This is a genomic window from Lysinibacillus sp. NPDC059133 (assembly GCF_042755925.1).
Lineage (GTDB): Bacteria > Bacillota > Bacilli > Bacillales_A > Planococcaceae > Lysinibacillus.
This window is the reverse complement of sequence record NZ_JBHZDH010000027.1, coordinates 21118-46294: the sequence shown is the minus strand read 5'-3', so window position 1 is coordinate 46294 and position 25177 is coordinate 21118. Positions and strand designations below refer to the sequence as shown.

Genomic DNA, 25177 nt, shown 5'->3' with positions numbered 1-25177 from the left:
GTTTGGATCTATTCTAGTTGAGCCTATTAATCAACAGTGTGATATTGGCGTTATTTTCATGGATAGTGGCGCTTTTTTGTAAAATTTTGGTCAATGAAACAATTGTTCAATAAAAAATTTTATTAAAACAAAAAATATTTAAAAAAAAAAAATGAGTCGTTTAAAAAACATCACCACGACTCTTCTTCTTTTATATTTCAAGTATCCCCCGTAACCAACGCTCCACAAAATTTTCAAAGGTAATGCCATAATTTTCATAAATAGCATGGTACACGAAATAAGTTCCTAATCGCTCAAGTAACTCATCATTAATCTTCATCACAAACCGCTCCCTTTCTTTTATCAATTTCGTCTTGGCGTAATTGCGTCCGGATTTTGAATTGTGCTCAGGCCTGCACGATGCAGGTCAGTTAGCCGTTTTCGCAGGATGCGAAGGTTTTAGGCTAACATCCTTATGCTCATTCCTTTGAAAATCCGTGACATCCGCCGGAGGCTTTGGGCCAACATGATGTTGGTTACTCAGTCGTTGCCACAGGATGTGGCGTTCTTAGACTGAGTTCCTCTATTTCAGCTGGTGCTTGGACATTCAAGGAAAAGAACCCACACCATCATTCATCTAACCAACCTCTGAGGTGAGAGTTTTTTGTACCTGACGCTTCGCTTTCGCTACAAAAACATTTGCTGAATGAAGATAAATTCACTAAATTTTCAGACATTTAAACTTCCAATTTCTCGAACAATCTAGTGGAGGTAGCATCGTTGCAAAACCGTCACAATCTACCGCTCTCATGCCCTTTTTTCATAGTTTTCTTTTCGTTAATATAGTAGTATCAACTTGCAATACTGGAGGGACTACTTGTGAGATGGATGACAAAACTAACTTGTATAACATGTCTTTGCGCGCTGCTAGCTGGCTGTGGTGATCGATTATCTGAAATTAAAGAAGCGGTTTCAGGCATAAATTCAGCAGCAGACACTGCAGCCAGTGCAGTTGGTCGTGATGTACATGCTATACGAGCAATTGCCATTGACTATAAAGATACATCCTTTACAGTTAATGACCTATTTAAAACTATTTTACGTGACGTACGCTGGGATTATGACGCTGAAAAAAGTGAGCTTCATGTGAGAGGGACTTGGCAAGCACCACTATTTTCTGAGCAACCGTGGGATGATACGCTGAAAAAACAACTAGCAGAAACAGGTGTAGTAAAGGTTACATGCACTATTAAGAATGATAAAATTGATGGCGCTCTCACAAATGTAACACTTATTTTTAATAACGAAATAATTTTAGAAATGACTGGTGAAGATGCACTTCATCACCTATATGATACATATTTACAGAAATAAACTTTGTAGCTTTTCTATTATAAAAAATTTATAGATAGTATGGCTCTTCTGCAAAATGAGGGGGCAACAAAGCAGAGGAAGCGGCTCGGCGCTCGCCCACAGGAAAGCGAGTAGCCTGGAACGGAAATCAACCCTCGTACTGCTGAAGAGCCGTATTTTGTTTAACATGACAATTTCATTGAGTTTTTCAAAAACATATAGCTTTTCTAACATTAAGTTGTTAGAAAAGCTATTTTTATGTTCATTCAGCATATTAGCCCAACCATCAAAAGAAATCTTACATTTTTGAAATATTGCGACCTATTACTTGAATACTATAAAACCAGGACGTTATAATCAAAGTATCACGTGATGGTTCGGAGGTGTTTGCATTGGGACAGAGAGATTAAAAATTGGCGAGCTTGCAGAAAAAACAGGCATTACAAAAAGAACAATCGATTATTATACAAACATTGGCCTATTAGAAGCAGAACGTTCTGCATCCAATTATCGCTACTATGCCCTTACAATGATTGAACGACTTCAGTTTATTGAGCGACGTAAACAGGAGGGGCTTTCACTCATAGAAATACAGCATGAACTAAACATCACTCCGTATGAAGAAATCGATGTACAAATGCTACGTGTAAAAATGCAAGACTTAGAGCAGGATGTAACTTCCCTACTTGAACAAATGAACAAACAAGACCATAAAAAGATTGAAAAGATAAAAAAAAATGTTTCACCCGAAAGTGTTGCACTCATGCAATCTTTACTTTTACTTATTCATAATTAGGAGGTGACGTTCTGTTCATTCAGAACGACTATTTGGAGACCATACTCAACTTATCAATTTTTATCATTTTATTAGCTTTAACTGGCTTTTTCGTGGCAACAGAATTTGCCATTGTAAAAGTACGTTCCTCAAGACTCGACCAATTGGTTGTGGAGGGCAATAAAAGAGCCATTTCTGCAAAGCATGTTGTCAATCATTTAGACGAATACCTATCTGCCTGTCAGCTTGGTATTACTGTTACAGCACTTGGAATCGGGATGGTTGGTGAAAAAACCTTTGAATTTATGCTACTCCCACTTTTTGATTTCATCGGCATTTCAGATAAATATATGACGTTTTTCACAATTGGTAGCGCTTTTGCCATTGCAACATTTTTACACGTTGTTGTTGGTGAGTTAGCACCCAAAACCGCTGCGATTCAAAAGGCTGAAGTAATTACACTTCGTTTTGCCAAACCTATTATGTTGTTCTATAAAGTGATGTATCCATTTATTTGGTTCTTGAACGGCTCAGCTCGAGTATTAGTTGGCATGTTCGGTATGAAACCTGCTTCTGAGCATGAGTTATCACATACAGAGGAAGAATTACGATTACTGCTATCAGAAAGCTTCAAAAGTGGTGAAATCAATAAAACAGAGCTAAAGTTTGTGAATAATGTCTTTGAATTCGATGAACGTATTGCTCGAGAAATTATGGTTCCTCGAACAGAAATTATTGGAATTGAAAAAAATGAATCTTTTACAAAAATGATTCATTTTATCGCTGCTGAAAAATATACTCGTTACCCTGTTTATAATGGTGATCGTGATAATATTTTAGGCTTCATCAACGCCAAGGAATTGTTTACACATGGTTTACTTGAGCAACTCACAGACGATTCTTTAGTCCTTGAAGATTTTATAAATCCTGTCATTCGAGTAATTGAAACGATTCCAATTCAAGAATTACTTGTGCGTATGCAAAAAGAGCGCATTCATATGGCCATTTTAATGGATGAATATGGCGGGACATCAGGGCTTGTAACAGTCGAGGATATTTTAGAAGAAATTGTAGGTGAGATTCGCGATGAATTCGACGATGATGAAATTGCAGAAATCCGAAAAGTAAGTGACGATCATTATATTTTAAATGCAAAAATGCTCATTGAAGATGTTGAAAATCTATTAAATATAACACTTGATGTAGAGGAAGTCGAAACACTAGGCGGTTGGTTCCTTACAGTGAATAATGGTATTAAAGCAACAAAAAACATTGAGCTAGCGCCCTATATATTTAGCATCTATGAGCAGCAAGGCCATCAGATTCATTACATCGAGGTTCGCCCTCTTCGCAAAACTATACCTGCTATAGCAGAAGCATAATACAACCAGTACAATTTTCGCAGTTTTAGCTTAACAATATTCATTCAACTAGCGTTTTTCTAGTTTTTCAAATACTTTCGCCTTATTCCATTATTAGGTATATCAATATATAATGAAATTATGTATATGATTCTATTTTCAGGGGGCATCACAAATGAAATTGTTTAAACTATATCATTCGGACGGTATTCATATCATTACCGACGTCAAAAAACACAAAACGAACATTGAATTAAAAACAATTACAGGGGAAGTATTATATATTATCGTAGTAACAGATGAAAACTACACAGTGTACGATGATCGCTTTGCTGGTGCTTCAAAGCAATTAAATTCTGTGGAGGCATTTGATATTGACGGAAGCTTCCGTAGCCTTGATTTTGATAATATGCGTGCACTCTTCAAAGAGGCATTTACGAAGCTATTACAAGAGATTGCAGAATGTGTCAATGATAATGAGGAATTAGTAGATATTGATACACTACGTCATAAAGTAAGCGCTCAAATTAAAGGAATTCATTTCCGCGTTATTTCCGATACAAAAAAATACGAGATTTAACTATTTTACAGACTGTCCAATACCTAGATTGCTGGGCAGTCTGTTTTTTTATGTTGCAAAACGAATCAAAACACTCGTGATTCATCAGAAAAAACACACCAAAAATCCCCTAAACAGCTGTGATTTAGGCTCTCACCATAACGTGCGGTTGATTTCCGTTCCGACTGAGCGCTTTCCTGGGAGCATCGGGGCAACAGGATGTTTTTTGCGCGAAAGCAAAACGTTATCTGTCCGAAAGCGTAGTGCCAACGTAGCGGCAGCAATAACAGCACGATTTTGGTCACCCAGCCGTGTGTTGTTGCTGACGCTTCGCTTTCGCACAGTTAAAACCGTGTTGCTGTCGCTTCGCTTTCGCACAGTTAAAACCATGTTGCTGACGCTTCGCTTTCGCACAGTTAAAACCGTGTTGCTGACGCTTCGCTTTCGCACAGTTAAAACCGTGTTGCTGTCGCTTCGCTTTCGCACAGATAAATTGCCACAGGACGTGGCGTTCTTAAACTGAGTTATTCTATTTCAGTAGGTGTTTGGACACCCACTGAAAGGGAGCCTCATCCGCATTCATCTCAACACCTTCAAAGGTGGGAGTCTTCTACTGAATGTAGATAAATGGCATACGTTTTAACAAATATCATCCACAACTTTTGGTGATGAGCCGCGATTTAACTACAATTACTAGCAAACAGAAAACACCACTGACCACTTTCATGTATAATAGTATTTAACACTATCTGAAAGAAAGGGTGTTTTGGATTTGAATCGTGAACAATTAATCACACTTATTTCAGAAAAACTGAAATTAATCCGTACCGAAAAAGATTTAACACAAGATCAGATGAGTGATTTACTAGGACTTTCTAAAAAAACACTTGTTCAAATTGAAAAAGGCCGTATTCAAACTGGCTGGACTACAACGATTGCGGTTTGTGCATTATGCCGAGATAGCACGATTTTACAGCATGAGCTTGGCGGAGATCCACTTGAAGTTGTCGATTTAATCGCCAATAATGGAACCTTACAACCTAAGGAGAAAACAATGGGGGGATACATATGGTGGAAAAATCTTAGCGAGTACAATGGTTTTTACCTACAACAAAACGTCATTAGTCAGCATTTTCGAATTTTAAATACAGACAACTATCGATTACTATCAACATTCGACGAGTCAATAGCCAAGCAAGCATGGGAAAAGCTTCAAGAATAATTAAATACTATACTCGCGCATACATCCCAAATACACCTACGTTATGCGCGAGGAGTATAAAGGTTGCAGACCAAGTGTATATGTTGCTGTACTTGCGCTACTAACCTTCTCCATTGCTCTTTTTCTTCATTTGTATTTTCCTCTTGCATTTATTGTATCACTTTCTTTAATGGCTTCCCCTCACCTCTTCTGGCGCTGTTGATACAAAATAAATGCACTTGAAATTGACAGCCCTATATCTTTCATAAACGTATTGAACTGACTGTAACCAATACTCCCCCTCGCTATTCCAACACTATAGACAAATGAATAAGATAATGGAATCACTTCGTCATATGATAAAAGGAAACTAGAAAACGAGCGTATTAAGTAATATCTTTACAATCAACCTTTTGGTTAAAAGTTACATTAGTCGAAATTTGTAAAACTATTCTCTATACTTAATAATAACTTCTCTAATACTGGAAAGGATGCTTTTTTATGGATCGAATACTAGCAATTAGTGATATACATGGGGAATTAGAACTGTTTGAAGAATTATTATTGAAAGCTAATTATGATACTATGCACGATCGGTTATTTTTACTTGGCGACTATATTGACCGAGGACCTGCATCTTGTGGCGTTTTAAACTTAGTGGCGGAATTACAGGCAAAAGGTGCACGTGTTCTATTAGGAAATCATGAAGCCATTATGCTAAAAGCCTGTCGTTCTGGCCATCCTAAGCCGTGGAATCATTGGGTGGGACTTTGCGGTGGCGATACAACACTCGCAAGCTACGGTTATCAATTAGACGATTTTAAGGATGCCATTGAAAACGAGACATTACCTTGCTTTATTCAAACCTTACCAAAGCTCGAAGAACATTTACAACTTATCGAAACCTTTGATATTTACATCGAATTAGAGGATGCCATTTTTGTACATGGCGGTGTTGTTCCTGGAGTAGCTTTAGCAGAGACAGATCCCATACAATTTTTATGGATTCGTGAAGAATTTCATGTAGGCTATCAAGACGAGAAAACTGTAATCTTTGGTCATACACCTACCTACAGACTTCACCAAAATCCAACAGATTACAGTGTCTATTTTGGTGAAAATAATATTATTGGTATTGATGGTGGAGCTGTTTTTGGAGGCCAGTTACACGCATTAGAATGGCCAAGTCGTCAAATAATCTCGGTGGAAAAGGAAAAGCCAACAAGTGTAGAATAACCTGTTGGCTTTTCGTGCTGATGAAGATAAAAACTTTAATACAATTTAAAAATAACACCTACTAAAGAGTACACAATAACCGTTGTAAATAAAATTGTCATATGGATAAGTGAGAAAACAAACATTTTGGTTGCCCACTTTATTTGATCTTTATTACTATGATAACCGTAAATACTCATCACAAGCCATGCAATGCTTAGCAATAGAGCAACAAGCATAATACCAACACTTAAAGTGCCAAATAAAAAGCTTGATAATATTAATAAGATTAAATAAAAGTTCGTTTGATAATAAGTACGTCGCATCCCTTTTACAACTGGAAGCATTGGAACGTTGGCCGCTTCGTAATCAGCGTGCTTACGAATAGCAATGGCATAGAAATGCGGCATCTGCCAAATGACCATAACTAAAAATAGGCCAAGTATCGCAGGATGTGTAATATCAGAAGAAACAGCCCCCCAGCCAATGTACGCTGGAATCGCCCCTCCTATACTCCCAACTTCCGTGTTATAAATCGTATGTCGTTTTGTCCACATAGTATAGGGTACTACATATAAAAACACCCCTAAGAGACCAAATGCTGCAGCTAGTGGTGAAGCAAGTGCCAACACAGATGCCCCGATAATAAGCATGGCAAAAGCTAAAATTAACGCTGATTTAGCTGACATTTCACCTGTTACAGTTGGTCGACTTTGCGTACGAGGCATTACAGCATCAATGTCGCGATCATACACATTATTAAATGCTCCAGCAGCACCAATAACAAGTGCAGAGCCAATCGTTGCGAAAACAATTTCAGGTATATTCTCTACAAAAGTCATTTTATTTTTGTACATACCTAACGTTAAACCAGCCCACATAGGAATTAAATTGGATTTAATGATTCCTGTTTTTACTGTCTGGGCTAAAATAGAAGAGCGTGAGGACTTCTCCAATGACTGCTCGGAAGATTGTAGTTTCTGCTCCGTTTTTAGATTTTGTTCCATTCATCTTAATTCCTTTTCTCTCTTAATTTCTACACGCTTTATCATTAAAAAGTGACAAATTTTGCAATAGACATATCAAATTATTATTCTACCTCTTTTAGATAGAGTCTGTCTCAATGTTCACATAAAGTACATGATTTCTTTACTCTTTATATTCTACCTAAATCAATTATGCCTCGGCATAATTGCGTCCGGAATCAGCTTTGTGCTTAGGCCTGCACGAGGGCCGACACGATGTCGGTCATTTCGGTAATGCCACAGGACGTGGCGTTTTTACCGATGCAGGTCAGTTAGCCGTTATCGCATGGATGCGATGGTTTTAGGCTAACATCCCCTAAGAACTCCATTCCGATTCCGTGACATCCGCCGGAGGCTTTGGGCCAACGTGATGTTGGTCACTCAGTCGTTGACACAGGACGTGGCGTTCTTAGACTGAGTTCCTCTATTTCAGCGGGTGTTTGGACACCCGCTAAAAGAAGTTAAAATAGAGATACACGTTCATTCACAACATCTTCTATGATACCACCGACTGACATGAATTTGAACCTTATTGGCTTGATTCTTTGCATATTACTATTCAAGTAAAACAATCTACTCTATACTAAGGTGTATGTTTTAACTATATGAAGGAGTGTCTAACACGTGAAATACGGATTTATCGGCCTTGGAAATATGACAACAGCTATTATTAAAGGAATGTGTAAAAGCGGAAATTTTGATCCTACTTTGATTTATGGCTATAATCGTACCAAAGCAAAAACAACAAAATTAACAGCCTCTTACGGTATTCAAGCCGCAAGCTCTATTGAAGATATTATGTCAAAATGTGACGTCATTATCCTCGGCGTCAAACCCCAAATGTTACCAGATGTTTTACCAGAGGTGAAAAATCATTTACAAGATAACCATGTTATTGTTTCGATCGCGGCAGGTAAAAATATAACATATTTACAAGGTTACCTATCTGAAGTTACCCCTATTATTCGTGTAATGCCAAATATTAATGCGCTTATCGGTGCCTCTACAAGCTGCTTTACAGCGAGTGAACAAGTATCAGATGTTCAGCTTCAGCTTGTCAATTCACTATTTGAAACAGTTGGCACGATTGTCGAGGTGCCTGAACACTTATTTTCTATATTTACAACGATTGGTGGTGCTTCACCAGCATTCACCTATATGTATATTGACGCTTTAGCACGTGCTGCTGTACGTGAAGGCATGCCAAAAAACATGGCGCTTGATATTGCGGCAAATGCAGTACTCGGCAGTGCAAAAATGATTTTACAATCACAAGAACATCCTTGGGCACTTGTAGATCAAGTATGCTCTCCAGGTGGGACAACTATCCAAGGTGTATCCTCATTACAAAGCAATCATTTTGAAACAACGATTCACGATGCAGTAACTGCCGTGACTGACAAGGATCGAAGTTTATCAAAATAACTCTTGATTGATACACTAAAAATAAAACGAAACCGAGACATCCTAAATGTCTCGGTTTTCATTTTGTTGAAAAACTAATTATATCAATGGAATTAAGGGTAAAGTATAGCTCTTCGGCAAAGTGAGGGAATGATTTCCGTTCCGACTGTGCGCTTTGTAGTTCTGTGCGAAAGCGTAGCGTCAGCAATAACATAAGCGTAGGAACGACTCAACATATCCCCATAGGAGAATAGCCTTGAACGAATCAACTCATTTTAAAGGATTTCCTTGACCATCCTGTTTTTCATTGAATATTATCTTGTAATTCCTGTGCTAAAAATGCAGTTAGATCACGTAAATTTTCTGGTGTCACACCATGACCATCTGGATATTGTTTAAATGTCACAGTAGCACCAAATTGCTCAAATTTTTCTTTACTTTCAACGCCCCATTGTGACGGGATGACATAATCATAATCACCATGTGAAATAAATGCATGTAAATGATTGACTGGACGAATAGCAAATTCCTCTGTTACGAATTTTGGCGTGTAGCCGCTTAATGCTACAATTCCTGTAATTAAATTCCCCATTGCAAAAGCAAGTGACTGTGCCAAAACTGCCCCTTGACTGAATCCAAGTACGTACACTTTATGTGGATCAATTTGATATTCATCAATAGCCTCTAAAACAAATCGTTGTAGAGCAACTAATACTTTATCAAAAATTTCGCGGTCTGGTTTACCAACCTCCTGGATTGTGAAAAAAGAATAGCCGGGCTTTTGCGTAATAGGACCACGTAAGCTAAAAACATGGCATTGCTCTTTAAAGTCCTGCACTAATTGTGGTAAATCGTCTTCATTGCTACCCATTCCATGTAATAAAAAAATCGCTGGGTATTTTTTATTTGGGTCCATATTCGTTGGTTGTGTATGTTTAAATGTAAATGGTGTATTCATTGTAAAATTCCTTTCAGGTCAACTTAGTATAGCTATCATTATTAATAAACTATAGGCCCTTCGCCATATTATGGGTTGATTTCCGTTCCGACTGGTCGCTTTCCTCGGGGCGTCCGATGAGCCGCTAATCCCCAAGGAGTCGCCCAGTCTCCACTACAATCAACTTATATCCATGACATAATGTCACCTCAATTTTTATTAATGAGCCAATCTATATTAATTTTGTCTTATTAATAAGACCATCAGTGTGATAAGCAATATAGCCGTTAATTATGCGAATCGTTTCTTGAGGATCTGCGTTAAATAGCACTTTTGATTGCTCTGGTGTTGAGACAAGTACTGTTAATAAATCTACGCGCATGGAATGTCCAGCAGAGCTATACGCATAATCGTAAACAATATCTTCCTCCGTCACATTGTCTGTCACATACTGCTTATGAAACAATTCTTTAGCGGCATCCATTTGTTCCGCGACTTGCTGACGAATACGCATTTGATGCATCAATAGCTCTTCCTCAAGTACAGTGGTCTTTAACCACTCTTTCTTTTCGAGCATCTTCAAAAATTCTTTTTCCCAAACTTGCTCATTTTCAGTAAAATACAGCATATTCATCATTAACATATCCCAAAAATCAATTTGAGATTGTGCTGATTTACGCTGCATCTCTATCGCCTCTTTAAAGTGCCCTTCAACTTTCGTAATATTCATATTGCGCACTAAATGATTACATACATTTTCAATAAATTTATTTGCCGCTTCTTGTGCCATGAAAAAACCCGTCCTTTATATCTACAAATCATTTCCTCACTATCATACCATGATTGTAGAATAGAAAGAAACGGGGAGCGTTTAGGTCTGCAATGTAGGCTCACCTTATACTTTAGACACAGTAATTGAATCTAAAATATACTTTGCATCATTGTGAAGCGTTTGGTAGTTTTCCTGTAATGTTCTTGGAGATATTGGTTTACTAAATAAGAAACCCTGTATAGTATCACATTGGCTTGCTACTAGATATGATAGCTGTTCTATCTCTTCTATTCCTTCTGCGACTACCTTTAATTGTAGATGCTTTGCCATTGAGAGAATCATGTCAACTAATGCCTTATCTGTAGAGTTCGATTGTATTTTCTGAACGAAAGACCGATCAATTTTTAAGCAATCTATCGGGAAATCCTTTAAATAAGATAATGATGAATAGCCCGTCCCAAAATCATCTACCGCGATTGTAACCCCAAGTGCCTTCAATTTGTGTAAGATCGTCGTCATATGATCGATATTGATTGTCATACTTTCCGTTATTTCTAGCTGCAAATATTTTGGCTCTAATTGTGTTTTCTCAAGAACATTGTGTATTATTTCAACTAAATTTTGCTGAAAAAGTTGGCCTAATGACAGATTGACCGCTACTTTAATTGGTGGCAATCCAGCTGCTTCCCAACTCTTTACTTGTTTACAGGCTGTTTCTAGTACCGATACGAAAAACATATACATTTCTTAAAAAATGTAGACATCTCTACTGTGACACAACTTATATCTTCCGACTTTCGTATTTGTGTCTTCCTTCTTCTCTGAGTCTGGTTTCGCAAAAAGCTACTGCCATTTAGTATGACTCTCCAAAGGCTTAAATTCCGCAGTATCGTTGCGTACACATCTAAGGCTTAGTGTCTAGTTAAATTCCTTAGATTGGGCAATTTGCTAAGTTAATGCTTGCATTCAAATCTCTATCCAACTTTAATCCGCAAGAGCAGATATTTAATTGTTCAACAGAGTCATATCTCGTACCGCCAGAAGATACATGGGTAGGCATAAACTCGCCCTTTGTTTCCATTCTTCTCAGCGTTACAACATTTACACCAACACGTTTAGCAAATTTCCCAATGGACATTCATTCCATGCGTACCACCTCTCTTTCACTATGATATTTAGAGAGGTTGTTAACATTTTTAAAATTTGTATCTATTTTTCTTGTTCACACGAAGGCGCAACCCTTCATGCAGTCTTTCTCTCACGAGTAGACCTCTTATGCTTTCACATAAGCGCAGACTATATCTTCATCTTATCTTCTGATAAGAGCCACATTTTTCTTCCGCCATTCGCTTGCGGTTTTACTCTCCCTCAAGGAGATAGTCGTTGAACGTCTTCCTTGTCTCATGAGAGATTTAGGAGTTCGCTGCTAAACATCCATTGCCAAAGCACTTAGCGCTACCGTTTTCCGTTGTCACGACGATCCTTTACGGACACTGAGTAATTTTTTTCAGCTTATGCCATCCTTGTTGTTTTTTCTGCTTTCGCACCGTTACGTCTGCCGTTTCCAGCTCCGCTTTGGTCACAAGGCTTTAGGAGTTAAAAGCAATTAACGTGGAGTTCGCACCAATCGCTTGATACGAAGGGTATTCTGTTAAAAATCTATGCTTCTCTACAGGTTTGTATAGGTTTGTATAGGTTTGTATAGGTTTGTTGTAACAGTTTAGTTACCCATATTATCCAAGACGTTGCAAAGGTATAAAATAGAAATCTTCTTACCTCTATTCCCAACTTTAATCCTCTCCTTCTTTCGTACCCAATAGTAATAATACGGATTTGCAAAGTGTATTCATCAATCGAATCTCATCAAACTGCACTTGATCATTTGAGAACATTCCGTAACATTTTTGCAAGACAACGTCTCTCACAATGCCATCAATGGATGTCATCATAAAGGTAGATAAATCCTCTATCGAAATCTCAGGCTTAAAGCATCCTGAAGAAATACCCTTATGGATTGAATGAAAAATTTGTTGCATCAAATATTGCCCACTTTCATTCTCCATAATGTTCGATAAAATTTTCTTTTCTCTTTCTGGATTGTTAGCACATAATATCGTAAGTTCAAATTGGATTTTACCAACTGTTGATACGTTTTCCTTCATGTACTCTCCAAGAAAATTAAATAATTTAATGATTGTTTTTGTAGGAGAATTACTCGTATCCGTAATTCCATCGATAATATGTTTATAGCCTGCATTAACATTTACTTGATTAATTACCTCAATAAGTATTTCATCCAAATCTGAATAATAACGATAAATCCCACCCTGACTTACTCCTGATGCTTTAATAATATCTCTCATCGAAATGTCATAAAGTGGCTTAACTTTACATACTGTTATAGCTGCTTCTAAAATGCTGTTTTTCTTTTCCTGTACATATTCATGGCTTACCTTTGGCATTATTTCTACCTCCAAACATTTAAAATGACACCATTGTCATTTTTATCGTAATTCATATACCTTTTATTGTCAATTTAAAAATGACACTACTATCATTTTTAATTTCCGTTTGAACTTTTTAACTTCTTTCAGCAAGTGTACAAACATCCGCTGAAAGAAGTTAAAGCCTCCGGCGGATGTCACGGAAATCGGAAAGGAGTTCTTTGGGGATGTTAGCCTAAAACCATCGCATCCATGCGATAACGGCTAACTGACTTGCATCACGCAGGCCTAAGCACAAAGCCGATTTCGGACGCAATTATGCCGAGGCATAATTGATTAAAATTTGACAATTCAATGTGATATGTAATATACTTCCACCATACTATACGACATATAATATAAAACCTTGTATAGGTATTACATTGTGAGGTGAGAGAAGATGACATTTCAACTTGGCTCAGCTTTACTTGACGCTTGTGTACTTGCCATCGTCGATAAAGAGGATGCTTATGGTTACTCATTAACACAGCAAATACAATCCGTGATGGATATATCAGAATCTACGCTGTACCCAGTATTACGTCGTTTACAAAAAGCAAATTGCTTAACAACCTACGATCAGCCTTACCAAGGCAGAAATAGACGCTATTACCAAATTACTGATCAAGGTCGAATACGTTTACTTGAGCTATTAAAAGAATGGCAAAAGTATAAAGAAATGGTCGATTGTGTACTTATAGGAGGGAAAAAGGATGAATAGAGCAAGCTATTTGAAAAAGCTACGGGGGAAATTACAACGTCTTCCAGCGCATGAGATTGATGCTGCGCTTGCCTATTATGAGGAATATTTCGATGAAGCAGGAGAGGAAAACGAACAGCGAGTCATTCAACAGCTAGGTTCTCCTTCTCATGTTGCATCACAAATAATGGCGGACTATGCATTAAAGGATTTAGAATCAACTTCAAATTCAACTTCGACTAAGAAGAATATGTCTGCGATTTGGCTTATCATTCTAGCAATCATAACTGCTCCACTTTCATTACCGTTACTTGTTGTTGCTATAGCACTTATTTTTTCATTTGGAGCAGTAATATTCAGCGTTATAATTGCGATTACCGCAACTATGCTTGGTATCTTTTTCGGTGGAATTGTTGCACTTATTTCAGGCTTCTTCATTTTAACTCAGCACTGGCAGACAGCATTACTCTTTATGGGCGTTGGCTTTATTGTAACGGGTCTTGGCATCCTGCTTTTCCCAATCGTTGCTCGTTTGATCAAAACAATCGTTGTTGTTTGTGTTGAAGCGTTAGGTAAACTATTCCATAAAATAATGAAGAAGCGGAAGGAGGGATACTAATGACGTCCCGACATACCCATATCGCCATTACTATGATTGCATTCGGCATACTGTTAGCTCTAGTTGGTTATTTCTCTGGTGGGAAATCGAATTTTGTGTTAACTGATGAAGGAATCCAATTGCCAGAGAACAATAAACTAGTAAACAATTCCTATAAACTAGATGATTTCACTAATCTCAATATTATCAATCACTATGGAGATGTTGAAATTGTTACTAGTGATCGTTATGCATTAGAAACAAATGTTATTAATGATGATGATGTGACGTACAGTATTAAAGATAAGACATTAACTGTTGAAACAAAGAGTAAGAAGAAGAATGGTTTAGAATTCGGATTTTTCAACTTCAGAACTCCTTCTATCAAAATCTATGTTCCTTCAGATGTAAAATTGAAAACCGTTGTCCTTGATAGTAATTTTGGAGATACAACCATTAGTGGTTTGAAATATCAGGAGTTAAATCTAATTGAAGATTTTGGAGACATACTATTGAAAGACACTACTGGTGATAAAACAGAGATCACACAATCATTTGGTGATATGAAGCTACAACAATTTTCAAGTAATAGCTTCGTTGCCGAAAGTGAACATGGTGATATTAACATTGATGGAACATTAAATGGTCAATCCACTATTACGTCTAGCTTTGGAGATGCTACACTCCACTTACAAAATAAAAAAAGTGAACTTGGTTTTGAATTACAAACTGACTTCGGGGATCTTACAATTGATAAGAAAGATCAAAACGACAAAGTATCACAATTATATAAGGGTGATAACCAGCTAAAAGTAACAGTTTCACACGGTGACTTACAGTTAAGGTTTAAATAAAGTGAGTAACTGATTCAATTTTCTTCACTGATAAGGCAGAATCACATTTTTGTGATTCTGTCTTTTTAGTAAGATTTTCATATATTAAGTTCCTTCCTTTGAGCGATAGTAATAATTTTCTATTTATTATATAATATTTCCATACCCATATGAATGTATTAGTAAGGGATTTTCATCAGAGCAATCGGTTCTTGTAAGTTAAGGCAGAATCTGAGGTGAATCAAGTCAGTTACGGCGTCATCTTAGAGATAAAATACGATTTATGAGGTGATCAATATGAAAATTAGAAAAGCAAATATTCAAGATGCTCAAGGTATCGGAAAAGTACATGTTGATAGTTGGCGAACAACTTATAAAGGCATTCTTCCAGATGATTTTTTGAATAAGTTATCTTACGAGCAGCGAACAGAGCTTTGGAAGAAGAATATTTCAGATGCTTCGAATTATGTACTGGTGGCTGAAAATGAACAAGATGAAATAATCGGCTTTGCAACTGGTGGCACACGAAAAACGAATTCAGTACCGAATGCAACTGATTTAACTTCTATCTATCTTTTAGAAGAATATCAAGGACTGGGAATCGGGAAGCAACTACTCAAAGAAATATTCGCCTATTTTAAACAAAAAGGATACAAAAAAGTATTTGTTGAAGTATTAGCAGAAAATAAAACACGTGATTTCTATGAATATTATGGTGCACAATATGTCAATAACATAGAAATAAAAATTGGTGGGAAAATAGTAGAAGAGCTTATTTACGTATGGAATGATGTTAATAAAGTTACAGAAAAAATAAAATAGAGAGCTATTTAAATATTTTTTTCTTGAAAAATATAAAAGAACGTATATTCTCAGATCGATAATATACGTTCTTGTTTAGTTAAAACAGTTAAGCAAGTACTCAACTACTATTTACAGAGTATGCTTGTAGTATAATCTATAAAATCTTTATATCTCCGGCATAAATTGTTCGGACAGTGCCATCATCCTCTGTTAGCTGTAGTACACCTTCATCGGTAATCCCACTGGCAATGCCTTCAAAGCGCCCACGTAAAGTCGTTACTTCAATACGTTGTCCAATGGTACATGACATTTGTTCCCATAGCTTTTTAATGCTAGCAAAGCCCTCTTTCACGTATAATTCCGTGAATTGTTCTAAGTATTGTAAAATTGATGCAACAAGGGCTGCACGATTAATTTCCTCACCCGCTTCTAAACGTAAAGATGTAGCAATATCAGCAATTTCTGGTGAGAAATCTGATTCGACTTGGTTTGCATTAATACCTATACCTACCAGTAGTGCTTGTACACGGTCTGCCTCAGCCTGCATTTCTGTTAATATACCTGTACACTTTTTACCGTTAATGAGTAAATCATTTGGCCATTTAATGGCTGGTTCAATATGTTTATATAATGTTTTGATAGCCATCGTAACCGCAACTGCTACGACAAGCGTATATGATGAAGCTTGCTGAGGAGTAACATCCGGTCTCACAATAACGGTCATCCAAATACCTGTACCATTTGCAGATTCCCATGGACGCGCCATACGACCACGACCAGCAGTTTGCTCCTCCCCGATTATAATCGTGCCATGCGGAGCGCCTTCCTGTGCAAGCTTATGTGCGATTGTTTGTGTTGAATCTACAACATCAAAATAATGAATTTCACGTCCAAAACGTTCCGTATTTAAAAATAGTTCAATTTGTGTTGGACTTAAGCTATTTGGCACGCCAGTCAGTACATAGCCCTTTTTCTTTACCGTTTCAAATGTATAGCCTTCCTCCTGAAGCGACTGCATATGTTTCCATACAGCTGTACGGGATACTCCAAGGGAATCTGCAAGCTCCTGACCCGAAACCGCTTCACCATTAGCAGCTAATATTCTTTTTAAAATTTCATCCTTCATAGAAATACTCATGCTAATCAATCCTTTATTAAACTCTGCTATATTTTTATTTGCTTACATAATATTGATTCAATTGTATTAATCATACTGTAAATTATGACAATTGACCACATTCTATCATCAAATATCTTTTACACACTAGTTATTCGTTATTTTTAACTATCGTTGGATCACCGTCATAACGAATGGTTGATTTCCGTTCCGGCTGGGCGCTTTCCTGGCGGCATCCGAATAGCCGCTCCACTCGTGCAGCTCGCTCCAGAGTCTCATCTAGGAGTCGCCTAACCTTCACTCCAATCAACTTATACACATGGTATGCTTTTTAACAAATGTAACCTCCAACTTGTGGTGATCATCAAAAAAATAGAGCACATAAAGAGCCGTCTCATTCATTTTTTGAGACCGGCTCCCTGTTTTTAAATCTATGTTTAATATTCTTTGTTGAAATAATCGTGTTCTATCCAAAGCTTTATCTGCTGTCGGTCATTTTGAAGCTCGCCATTGACAACCGCTTCAAGCATCGCCTGCAACACTTCTTTTACCCATGGTCCACCTTTTTTTCCAGACCATTTTATTAAATCTGTACCGCTTACAACGAGCTCTCGCTTGTGTCTAATAGGAAGCTTCGTCTGTATTTCATGAATACTTTGCTGTGGCATTTGAACGTCAAGCTGTCTCAGCTTCGCAAAATAACAAGCTGTCTCTAGTTCCTGTTGTGTATATAAAAAGTAATCCATTTTCGTCCAGCCATTTTTTAAAGCTTTCAAAGCTTCTAACACAGCTTTTACAAATGCCATCTCCTTATTCGATAAACGATAGTCACCTAGCACTTCTCGCCAATGATCACCCTGTAAAACCGCAAAATATGCCCAGCCTAATAGCTTGTCCTGCGTGTTAAATTCATACCAGTCATCAGCTTGAAAAGTACCATTCAAATAATTCACTAAGCTACTTTCCTCAAGCTTTCTTATACCGTTAAAAACATCTTTCCCTACCCATAGCTTATCGAGCTCTGCCTTTATGCGCTCCCTCGCAATCCAAGAAATATTATCAGCCTTGTGCTTCATTGCTTTCAAGGTTTCTGATTCGATTAGAAAACCAAGCTGAGCCGAAAAACGCACGGCTCGCAGCATTCGTAATGCATCTTCCGAAAAGCGTTTCTGCGCGTCACCAACAGCTCGAATGACACCAGCTTCAATATCTTGGCGTCCTCCGTAAAAATCAACATAAGAGCCATCACGACGCATCGCAATGGCATTCATCGTAAAGTCTCGGCGCTGTAGATCTTCTTTTAGCGAACGTACAAATTGCACTTCCTCTGGTCTACGGTGATCCGTATATTCACCATCTGTGCGATATGTTGTTACCTCCACCGATCCAGCTGGCACGATAACAAGTACCGTCCCATGCTGAATCCCTATATCAACCGTGTGATTAAAGACAGACTTTACTTCGTCTGGCATGGCATTTGTTGCAACATCTACATCGTGGGCAGGACGACCAAGTATTGCATCTCGTACCGCACCACCAACGATCACTGCTTCAAAGCCTGCGTGTTCTAGTTGTTCAATAACTGAATAGGCTGCTTGCCATTCTTTATTGTTTTGCATGATTTCTTTCAGCAACCTTTTCATACAATTTTTCATATTGTTCTACAATTTTAGATGAATGGAATTTTTCATCAACAGCACGGATAGCTGCTTCGCGGAAACGTTGTAATTTCTCTTCATCATTAAATAGGTTCACGGCATATTCTGCTACTGCGTCCGTATCACCTAATTCTACTATATAGCCATCTACACCATGCTCAATGACTTCTGGAATACCGCCTACAGCTGATCCAATACAAGGTACACCACAAGCCATTGCTTCAAGTAAGACTAACCCGAATGATTCCTGCTGTGATAGTAATAATTTAAGGTCACTGATCGCATATAATTCAGCCAAATTTTCTTGTTTGCCTAAAAATAGAACGTCCTCCATATAAGAACTTTCCTTTACTTGATCCATTACACGGTGCTTTTCTGGGCCATCTCCTACTAGCAACAGCTTTGCCTTCATGTTGGCACGAATCTTCATAAAAGCGTCTATAATATGAGGAAGATTCTTTATTTTACGGAAGTTAGATACGTGAATAATCACTTTTTCATCCTCTTGAATTCCAAATTGTTCCTTCAGTGTTCCTGAATTGCGCGGGAAGTATTCACGTTCATCAACAAAGTTGTAAATCGTGTTAATCGGCTTTACTGTATCAATAAGCTCATAGGTTTGTTGCTTTAAGGCCTCTGACACTGTCGTAACAATATCAGATTTGTTTATGCCATACTTAATTGCCTGTGAAAGGGTGGAATCCTGCCCAAGCACTGAAATATCTGTACCATGTAGCGTTGTGACAATCCCTATGTCACGACCACTCATTTCACGTGCTAAGACAGCACAGACCGCATGTGGTATTGCATAATGCACATGAAGCACATCTAGTTCTTCATCCTTAATCACGTCCGCCATTTTACTCGCTAATGCTATATCATATGGCGAATATTGAAATACTGAATAATTATTAACTTCTACTTCATGGAAAAAGACGGTTGGATAAATTTTATTCAATCGAAATGGTACGCTTGAGGTGATGAAATGAATCTCGTGTCCTCTCTCTGCAAGCATTTTTCCTAATTCTGTTGCAATAACACCAGAGCCTCCAACAGTTGGATAACAGGTAATGCCAATTTTTAGCTTTTTCATTCGATTATCATCCTTTCTAAATCACGTCTTTTTTTAATTTCGTCTTTCTTGAATCAGTCTCCAATCCACAAAGCCTTCTTGTAGGCCTTTTAGTAATATTTCTGCAGTTCCCATATTTGTGGCCAGTGGCACTTGGTAAACATCACAAAGACGAATAAGTGCAGAAACATCTGGCTCATGTGGTTGTGCTGTTAAAGGATCACGGAAAAAAATGACCATGTCCATATCATTATTGGCAATCATTGCGCCAATTTGTTGATCGCCACCGAGTGGTCCAGAACGGAAACGTGTTACCTCTAAGCCAGTAGCTTCAATAACACGCTGTCCTGTTGTACCTGTAGCAAACAACGTATGCTCATTTAAAATATTTCGGTAAGCAATAGCAAACTGTACTAAATTATCTTTTTTGCGATCATGTGCAATTAATGCGATTTTCATAAAGCTTCCATCCCAATCTTTAGATGATGTTTTCTAAACCATATACAAGTTGATCCATTTTCATGACTTCTTCTATGCAAAATGCTACACCAGACATAAAAGAATTACGGTTTAACGAATCATGACGAATTGTTAAAAGCTGTCCGTCTCCACCAAATAACACTTGCTGGTGTGCCACTAAACCTGGTAAACGAACAGAATGAAGACGCATGCCATCCAATTCTGCCCCTCTTGCACCCTCAAGTGTTTCTTTCTCCTCTGGATGTCCTTGCATTTTTTGTGCACGCACCTCTTGAATCAATTGTGCTGTTTTAACAGCTGTTCCAGATGGTGCATCTAGCTTTTGATCGTGGTGCATTTCAATAATTTCAACATCAGGTAAATATTTTGCCGCTTCCTTAGCAAACTTCATCATAAGGATTGCCCCTATCGCAAAGTTTGGAGCAATAATGCAGCCTAGCTCTTTTTCTTTAGCCATTGCTGATAATTCCTCTAGTTGTGCATCTGTAAAGCCCGTTGTACCAATTACAGGTCGTACATTTAAATTCAAGGCTTCTTTAGTATGTTTATATACTGCATGCGGGTTTGTTAAATCAACTAATACGTCTGGTGCAGTTGCCTCCACAAGGTCTGACATATCTGTAAAGATTGGAGCCGTATAACTTGCCGGAAACATCTCCAAATCAGCTAATGTTTTTCCTACTTCCTTATAATCTAGTACAGCTACTAATTCCATTTTGTCATGCTTCATTACTGTATGTACAGCCTCAGCCCCCATCTTTCCCCTAGGTCCTGCTATTGCTACACGAATTGACATTATTCTTCATCCTTTCTAGTCCAGCGATCTTTATCCCTTGTTTCAAATTTATGTATAACGCGTAAAAGTGCTTCATCTAATTTAATGCCTTGTGCATTTGCAAAGCACACTAAAACAAAGAAAAAGTCACCTAATTCTTCTTCAATACTGTTTGCTTCCTCTGTACTCTTTTTCTTTTTTTGCCCGTAAACGTCCTGCACCTCGCGAGACAATTCACCAAGCTCCTCAGTTAGACGAGCCAATAACTCAAATGGTGGGAAATAACCTTCCTTAAATTGTCCTATATAATCATCCACACGCTGTTGTAAAGCTTGCATTGTCACTTGTTCAGTCATTTAAATCACACTCCTACTTACCATCGTATAAAATTTACACCATTGTTGTCAAAAACAATAAAATGTCAGATAATAGATAGCACTACTTCATTTGTTTGAGACTACAGGAGGTCATATGCTAAAACAGATCAAAGTTAGCAATATCATCGCAATAATGCTCGGAGCTGCAATTTTCAGCTTCGGATTCGTCCACTTCAATATGCAAAATCAACTTGGTGAAGGTGGCCTAAGTGGGATTACACTCATACTTTATTTTACACTAGGCTGGGACCCTGCCTTCATGAATTTATTATTAAACATTCCTATGTTTATTATTGGTTATCGTTTACTTGGGAAAAAATCATTTATTTATACGCTCGTTGGAACTTTATCTGTTTCAGTTTTCCTTAAAGTTTTCCAAAAGTATCAATTTACTATTCATTTAGAGGATGATTTGCTACTTGTTGCTCTTTTTGCAGGGGTTTTTGTTGGACTAGGGCTCGGTATCGTCTTTCGCTTCGGTGGTACAACTGGCGGTGTAGATATTTTAGCTCGCCTTGGGCATAAATATTTTGGCTGGAGTATGGGTAAAACAATGTTCATCTTTGACGCAATTGTCATTACACTGTCATGGCTAACGTTTTTAGATGCACGCTCTATGATGTATACCCTCGTCGCGGTATTTGTTGGCGCGCGCGTCATTGATTTTGTTCAAGAAGGAGCATATGCAGCTCGTGGCGCACTTATTATATCTGAAAAATCTAGCGCCATTGCTGAGATGATTGCATTGCGAATGGAACGCGGCATTACGATACTTGAAGGTCATGGCCATTTTACGAAGCAACAAAAAGAAGTTATTTATTGTGTCATTGGTCGCAATGAAGTTGTACGTTTAAAATCTATTGTTTATGACGTTGATCCTCACGCTTTCGTATCGATAATAGAAGTACGAGATGTTGTAGGAGAAGGCTTCACGCTAGACGACCAAAAACAACCACTCCATTAAAACGAACACTTTGCCTGCTCTTTCGAATAAAACATTCGTTGAGGTAGGCTTTTTCTACATAATATAGTTTAACGGATTAAAAAACTTGCTATAGTGAAATATCACTACAACAAGTTTTTTAATTAGTCGTCACTTCGCATATTTGTAAAGATTAATACTAAACGTAATAATTCTAATACAGCTACTGCTGCCGCGGCAACATATGTTAATGCTGCAGCACTTAACACTTTGCGTGCTGGGCGCTCTTCTTCATTTGTAATAATACCTAGAGAATTCATTTGCACTAACGCACGCTTTGATGCATCAAACTCTACTGGTAACGTTACTAATTGGAAAACCACACCTGCTGCTAACAATACGATACCTAAAAGTAAAAATTTTGGATTAGTTGCAAAAATACCAATCATGACAAATATCCAAGACATATTTGATGAAATATTTGCAACTGGCACTAGCTTACTACGTAATGTCAGCATTGAATAAGCTTCTTTATGCTGGATGGCATGGCCAACCTCATGGGCAGCAACTGCAGCTCCAGCAATACTCGCCTCATAAAAGTTACTTTCCGATAAAGCAACTGTTTTTGTCGCCGGATTATAGTGATCAGACAACACACCTTGTGTTGGAACAACTCGTACATCATATAAGCCGTTTGCATCTAAAATCGCACGCGCTACCTCTGCACCTGTTTGTCCCTTCATTGTACGTTCTTTTGCAAACTTATTATACGTGCCCTTTACTTTCATCTGTGCGTAAAGCGGCAGTAGCATTATGATTGCAAAATAAACAATATACATACTTGTTGACAATTTTTTAACCCCTTTCTATCTCAATACTATAATTCTATAATCAATTACCTAATTCGGCAAATATTTGCGCCACCTAATTGAGAAGATGGCTAGAAAAATGCATGTAATGGATAACCAAAAAGTAAAATAACCAATATAACTTGTATAATCTGCTAAATCTCGGTACATCGGCATTTGGCCAAATACATAATCAATTACATCATTATGCAATGTCCATACGGCTGCCACGGCAATATGCCAATATGAAAAAACATATTTACCAAGATACAGAATTGCTTGAAAGGCCATCATAAAATGCGAGCCTACAAGCATCCATCCTTGCCAACCAATAGATCCCGTTTCAACCAACGTCCAAATATTCATCACATCAGCCCAGATTCCATATTTCACTAATGTAATAAGGGCTAGCACTTCCATTAGCGGCCATTTTTTACCCATAATCCAAGCTAACAATACAAAGCAAAAGAATAAGCTGGCTGTCGGGCTATCCGGCACAAAAATATAAAAAATAGGCTTCGTGATGGCAAGCTGCCATCCGTACCAATAATACCCGTAAATAGTTCCTAATAGATTGATAATAAGTAAAAGTATTAAAAATGACTTATGCGTAAGGAGATACCAGACATTTGCACGTGTAATTTGCATAATTAAAACTCCTTTATCTTCTGTCTTTACTAAGATGCCTTTTTTAACTGTTATTATGTATATGTTAGTCTTTAATTTGCCACATTCTATTGACCAATGTCATCCCTTACTTTTGTAGATGAGCTTTTTTTCTAACATTCCCTTAAAAGGCTACATCAAATGTTGGGGTGTTGCACACTGTGAAGCACTACATAAATTCTGGTGACTTCCCCGGCATTTTCGACAACTTACCGCCTAGCCTCCTCGGTTTGTTCACACAAACAGTCTTGACTGGCCAGTTTTTCGCAGGAGTGACTGGACATTTGTCTCTATCTTAAATAGTATGTATATCCTCATAAATATTATAGAACTAAAATATATTTTGCGGGAACTTTTTTAAAGTTGTAACAGTCACATTAGTAGACTAGCAGAAAAAAAGAGCCAGTTTCCTGACTCTTTTAATACAAATCTTATTCCTTAGCCTTTAAGCTCGCAATAAATTCTGCTAATTGCTTCGCTTCTTCATCTGTACCGTGGAATTGACCAGCTGGCATTCCACCACGACCATTATGAATAATATCTTCAATTTCCTCAGCCGTTAGTGTATTACCAAGTAATTTTGGAGCAGCTGGGCCACCGTTTAAATCAGCAGCATGACAACCGATACAAGTTTTAGCTTGATCACCTGAGTCACCATTCCAAATTGCAAAACCTGGTAGTGATTCATCAATATCAACATCAACTTCTTCTACAATTGCACCCATTGCTTTTTGAGCTTCCCAGTCATGGTTAACAACTGACTCCCATGTTAAGTAGAACATAGCAGCCAAAGTTAATAACATAAACGCTGTTGGTAATGGGCGTTTAGATGGACGACGCTCTGGACTTTTATCTAAAAATGGCATTAATAATAGCGCTCCAAATGCAAGACCTGGAATTACAATTGCTCCAATAACATTATATGGACCTGAAGCATATGAGTATTTTAATAATTGATACATGAATAAGAAGTACCAGTCTGGTAATGGCACGTATGCTCTTGTTGGATCAGCTGGTCCTTCAAGAGGTGATGGATGTGCAACTGTTAATATTAAATAAGCTATTAAAAATACAGCACCAACCATCCATTCTTTTAGTAAGAAGTTCGGCCAGAAAGCTTCCGTCTTACCTGGATATTCGGAATAATCCTTTGGAACGTTCGGCATTTTGTGATTCGCTTTAATACGAGAATCACCAACAAATTTCATTCCTTTTCCGCGATGCATTATGTCCCCTCCTTTAAAAAATCATCGAACCGTCAAG

Annotated in this window: 28 protein-coding genes and 1 pseudogene; 13 read left to right on the top strand and 16 right to left on the bottom strand. The window is 37.7% G+C overall.

All coding sequences use genetic code 11. The annotated features are described in order from the left end of the window. Positions 1–190 precede the first annotated feature (190 nt). Positions 191–322, bottom strand: a complete 132-nt coding sequence (locus ACFXN8_RS15135) for a hypothetical protein (RefSeq protein WP_386846210.1) — start codon at positions 320–322, stop codon at positions 191–193. A 545-nt stretch (positions 323–867) separates the two neighbouring features. Between ACFXN8_RS15135 and ACFXN8_RS15130 the strand changes: the two genes are divergently transcribed. The 7 genes from ACFXN8_RS15130 (at position 868) to ACFXN8_RS15100 (ending at position 6464) form a co-directional block, all read left to right on the top strand. Next, positions 868–1353: a hypothetical protein gene (locus ACFXN8_RS15130; RefSeq protein WP_376074590.1), complete on the top strand. Its 486-nt coding sequence runs from the start codon at positions 868–870 to the stop codon at positions 1351–1353. Positions 1354–1723: 370 nt separating this feature from the next. Then, the gene (locus ACFXN8_RS15125) at positions 1724–2128 is read left to right on the top strand and encodes a MerR family transcriptional regulator (protein WP_386846207.1); all 405 of its coding nucleotides are present in this window, start codon (positions 1724–1726) and stop codon (positions 2126–2128) included. Between the two features lie 32 nt (positions 2129–2160). Further along, positions 2161–3489 (top strand): hemolysin family protein, encoded by a 1329-nt coding sequence (locus ACFXN8_RS15120; RefSeq protein ID WP_386846188.1) that lies wholly within the window; start codon positions 2161–2163, stop codon positions 3487–3489. Between the two features lie 154 nt (positions 3490–3643). After that, a complete protein-coding gene (locus ACFXN8_RS15115; RefSeq protein ID WP_386846186.1) occupies positions 3644–4048 on the top strand; it encodes a hypothetical protein in 405 nt (134 codons plus the stop codon). Positions 4049–4253: 205 nt separating this feature from the next. Next, entirely contained in the window at positions 4254–4550 is a 297-nt protein-coding gene (locus ACFXN8_RS15110; RefSeq protein ID WP_386846184.1) for a hypothetical protein, read from the top strand. Positions 4551–4799: 249 nt separating this feature from the next. Next, a complete protein-coding gene (locus ACFXN8_RS15105) occupies positions 4800–5249 on the top strand; it encodes a helix-turn-helix transcriptional regulator (protein WP_376074542.1) in 450 nt (149 codons plus the stop codon). 480 nt (positions 5250–5729) lie between these two features. Beyond that, on the top strand, positions 5730–6464 hold the full coding sequence (locus ACFXN8_RS15100) for a metallophosphoesterase (protein WP_386846182.1): 735 nt from the start codon (positions 5730–5732) through the stop codon (positions 6462–6464). Between the two features lie 35 nt (positions 6465–6499). Here the strand turns inward: ACFXN8_RS15100 and cyoE are convergent, their stop codons facing one another. After that, positions 6500–7450 carry a heme o synthase gene (cyoE, locus tag ACFXN8_RS15095; protein WP_376074544.1) on the bottom strand — a complete coding sequence of 317 codons (951 nt, stop codon included), beginning with the start codon at positions 7448–7450 and terminating at the stop codon, positions 6500–6502. 642 nt (positions 7451–8092) lie between these two features. Between cyoE and proC the strand changes: the two genes are divergently transcribed. Then, positions 8093–8893, top strand: coding sequence for a pyrroline-5-carboxylate reductase (gene proC, locus ACFXN8_RS15090; protein WP_386846179.1), 801 nt, complete (start codon positions 8093–8095; stop codon positions 8891–8893). Positions 8894–9176: 283 nt separating this feature from the next. Here the strand turns inward: proC and ACFXN8_RS15085 are convergent, their stop codons facing one another. From ACFXN8_RS15085 to ACFXN8_RS15065, 5 genes and pseudogenes are all read right to left on the bottom strand, one after another. After that, complete coding sequence (locus ACFXN8_RS15085; RefSeq protein ID WP_386846177.1) at positions 9177–9830, bottom strand: alpha/beta hydrolase; 654 nt, start codon at positions 9828–9830, stop codon at positions 9177–9179. Between the two features lie 211 nt (positions 9831–10041). After that, on the bottom strand, positions 10042–10599 hold the full coding sequence (locus tag ACFXN8_RS15080; protein WP_376074549.1) for a hypothetical protein: 558 nt from the start codon (positions 10597–10599) through the stop codon (positions 10042–10044). 105 nt (positions 10600–10704) lie between these two features. After that, entirely contained in the window at positions 10705–11319 is a 615-nt protein-coding gene (locus tag ACFXN8_RS15075; RefSeq protein WP_386846175.1) for an EAL domain-containing protein, read from the bottom strand. A gap of 268 nt (positions 11320–11587) precedes the next feature. Further along, a pseudogene (locus ACFXN8_RS15070) lies at positions 11588–11719 on the bottom strand (MerR family DNA-binding transcriptional regulator); the annotation flags it as partial. Between the two features lie 652 nt (positions 11720–12371). Then, complete coding sequence (locus ACFXN8_RS15065) at positions 12372–13043, bottom strand: TetR/AcrR family transcriptional regulator (protein WP_386846173.1); 672 nt, start codon at positions 13041–13043, stop codon at positions 12372–12374. A 421-nt stretch (positions 13044–13464) separates the two neighbouring features. Here ACFXN8_RS15065 and ACFXN8_RS15060 point away from each other — a divergent pair, with 421 nt between their 5' ends. The 4 genes from ACFXN8_RS15060 to ACFXN8_RS15045 all read left to right on the top strand — a co-directional run bounded on the left by ACFXN8_RS15060 (position 13465) and on the right by ACFXN8_RS15045 (position 16017). Next, positions 13465–13785: a PadR family transcriptional regulator gene (locus ACFXN8_RS15060; RefSeq protein WP_386846171.1), complete on the top strand. Its 321-nt coding sequence runs from the start codon at positions 13465–13467 to the stop codon at positions 13783–13785. Continuing rightward, positions 13778–14383, top strand: coding sequence for a DUF1700 domain-containing protein (locus ACFXN8_RS15055; protein ID WP_386846169.1), 606 nt, complete (start codon positions 13778–13780; stop codon positions 14381–14383). Before ACFXN8_RS15060 ends, ACFXN8_RS15055 begins: the two co-directional genes overlap by 8 nt. After that, on the top strand, positions 14383–15216 hold the full coding sequence (locus tag ACFXN8_RS15050; RefSeq protein WP_386846167.1) for a DUF4097 family beta strand repeat-containing protein: 834 nt from the start codon (positions 14383–14385) through the stop codon (positions 15214–15216). Before ACFXN8_RS15055 ends, ACFXN8_RS15050 begins: the two co-directional genes overlap by 1 nt. Before the next feature lie 276 nt (positions 15217–15492). Next, a complete protein-coding gene (locus ACFXN8_RS15045; protein ID WP_386846165.1) occupies positions 15493–16017 on the top strand; it encodes a GNAT family N-acetyltransferase in 525 nt (174 codons plus the stop codon). A gap of 136 nt (positions 16018–16153) precedes the next feature. Here ACFXN8_RS15045 and ACFXN8_RS15040 read toward each other — a convergent pair whose 3' ends face one another. The 6 genes from ACFXN8_RS15040 to ACFXN8_RS15015 form a co-directional block, all read right to left on the bottom strand. Continuing rightward, positions 16154–17137, bottom strand: coding sequence for a biotin--[acetyl-CoA-carboxylase] ligase (locus ACFXN8_RS15040; protein WP_386846163.1), 984 nt, complete (start codon positions 17135–17137; stop codon positions 16154–16156). A gap of 416 nt (positions 17138–17553) precedes the next feature. After that, positions 17554–18735: a CCA tRNA nucleotidyltransferase gene (locus tag ACFXN8_RS15035; protein ID WP_386846161.1), complete on the bottom strand. Its 1182-nt coding sequence runs from the start codon at positions 18733–18735 to the stop codon at positions 17554–17556. Continuing rightward, entirely contained in the window at positions 18722–19867 is a 1146-nt protein-coding gene (bshA, locus tag ACFXN8_RS15030; protein ID WP_376076432.1) for an N-acetyl-alpha-D-glucosaminyl L-malate synthase BshA, read from the bottom strand. Before bshA ends, ACFXN8_RS15035 begins: the two co-directional genes overlap by 14 nt. Positions 19868–19900: 33 nt before the next feature. Next, positions 19901–20305, bottom strand: coding sequence for a methylglyoxal synthase (gene mgsA, locus ACFXN8_RS15025; protein WP_079559933.1), 405 nt, complete (start codon positions 20303–20305; stop codon positions 19901–19903). A 19-nt stretch (positions 20306–20324) separates the two neighbouring features. Beyond that, complete coding sequence (gene dapB / locus ACFXN8_RS15020; protein ID WP_386846158.1) at positions 20325–21122, bottom strand: 4-hydroxy-tetrahydrodipicolinate reductase; 798 nt, start codon at positions 21120–21122, stop codon at positions 20325–20327. After that, positions 21122–21457, bottom strand: coding sequence for a nucleotide pyrophosphohydrolase (locus ACFXN8_RS15015; RefSeq protein WP_376076427.1), 336 nt, complete (start codon positions 21455–21457; stop codon positions 21122–21124). Before ACFXN8_RS15015 ends, dapB begins: the two co-directional genes overlap by 1 nt. Positions 21458–21572: 115 nt before the next feature. Here ACFXN8_RS15015 and ACFXN8_RS15010 point away from each other — a divergent pair, with 115 nt between their 5' ends. Continuing rightward, entirely contained in the window at positions 21573–22442 is an 870-nt protein-coding gene (locus ACFXN8_RS15010; RefSeq protein WP_386846156.1) for a YitT family protein, read from the top strand. Positions 22443–22564: 122 nt separating this feature from the next. Here the strand turns inward: ACFXN8_RS15010 and ACFXN8_RS15005 are convergent, their stop codons facing one another. The 3 genes from ACFXN8_RS15005 to ACFXN8_RS14995 all read right to left on the bottom strand — a co-directional run bounded on the left by ACFXN8_RS15005 (position 22565) and on the right by ACFXN8_RS14995 (position 25140). Next, positions 22565–23239 carry a zinc metallopeptidase gene (locus tag ACFXN8_RS15005; RefSeq protein ID WP_053593597.1) on the bottom strand — a complete coding sequence of 225 codons (675 nt, stop codon included), beginning with the start codon at positions 23237–23239 and terminating at the stop codon, positions 22565–22567. 60 nt (positions 23240–23299) lie between these two features. After that, positions 23300–23896, bottom strand: coding sequence for a lipoprotein heptaprenylglyceryl N-acetyltransferase LhaT (gene lhaT, locus ACFXN8_RS15000; RefSeq protein WP_376076420.1), 597 nt, complete (start codon positions 23894–23896; stop codon positions 23300–23302). Between the two features lie 449 nt (positions 23897–24345). Beyond that, positions 24346–25140: a menaquinol-cytochrome c reductase cytochrome b/c subunit gene (locus ACFXN8_RS14995; protein WP_376076414.1), complete on the bottom strand. Its 795-nt coding sequence runs from the start codon at positions 25138–25140 to the stop codon at positions 24346–24348. Positions 25141–25177: the final 37 nt, after the last annotated feature.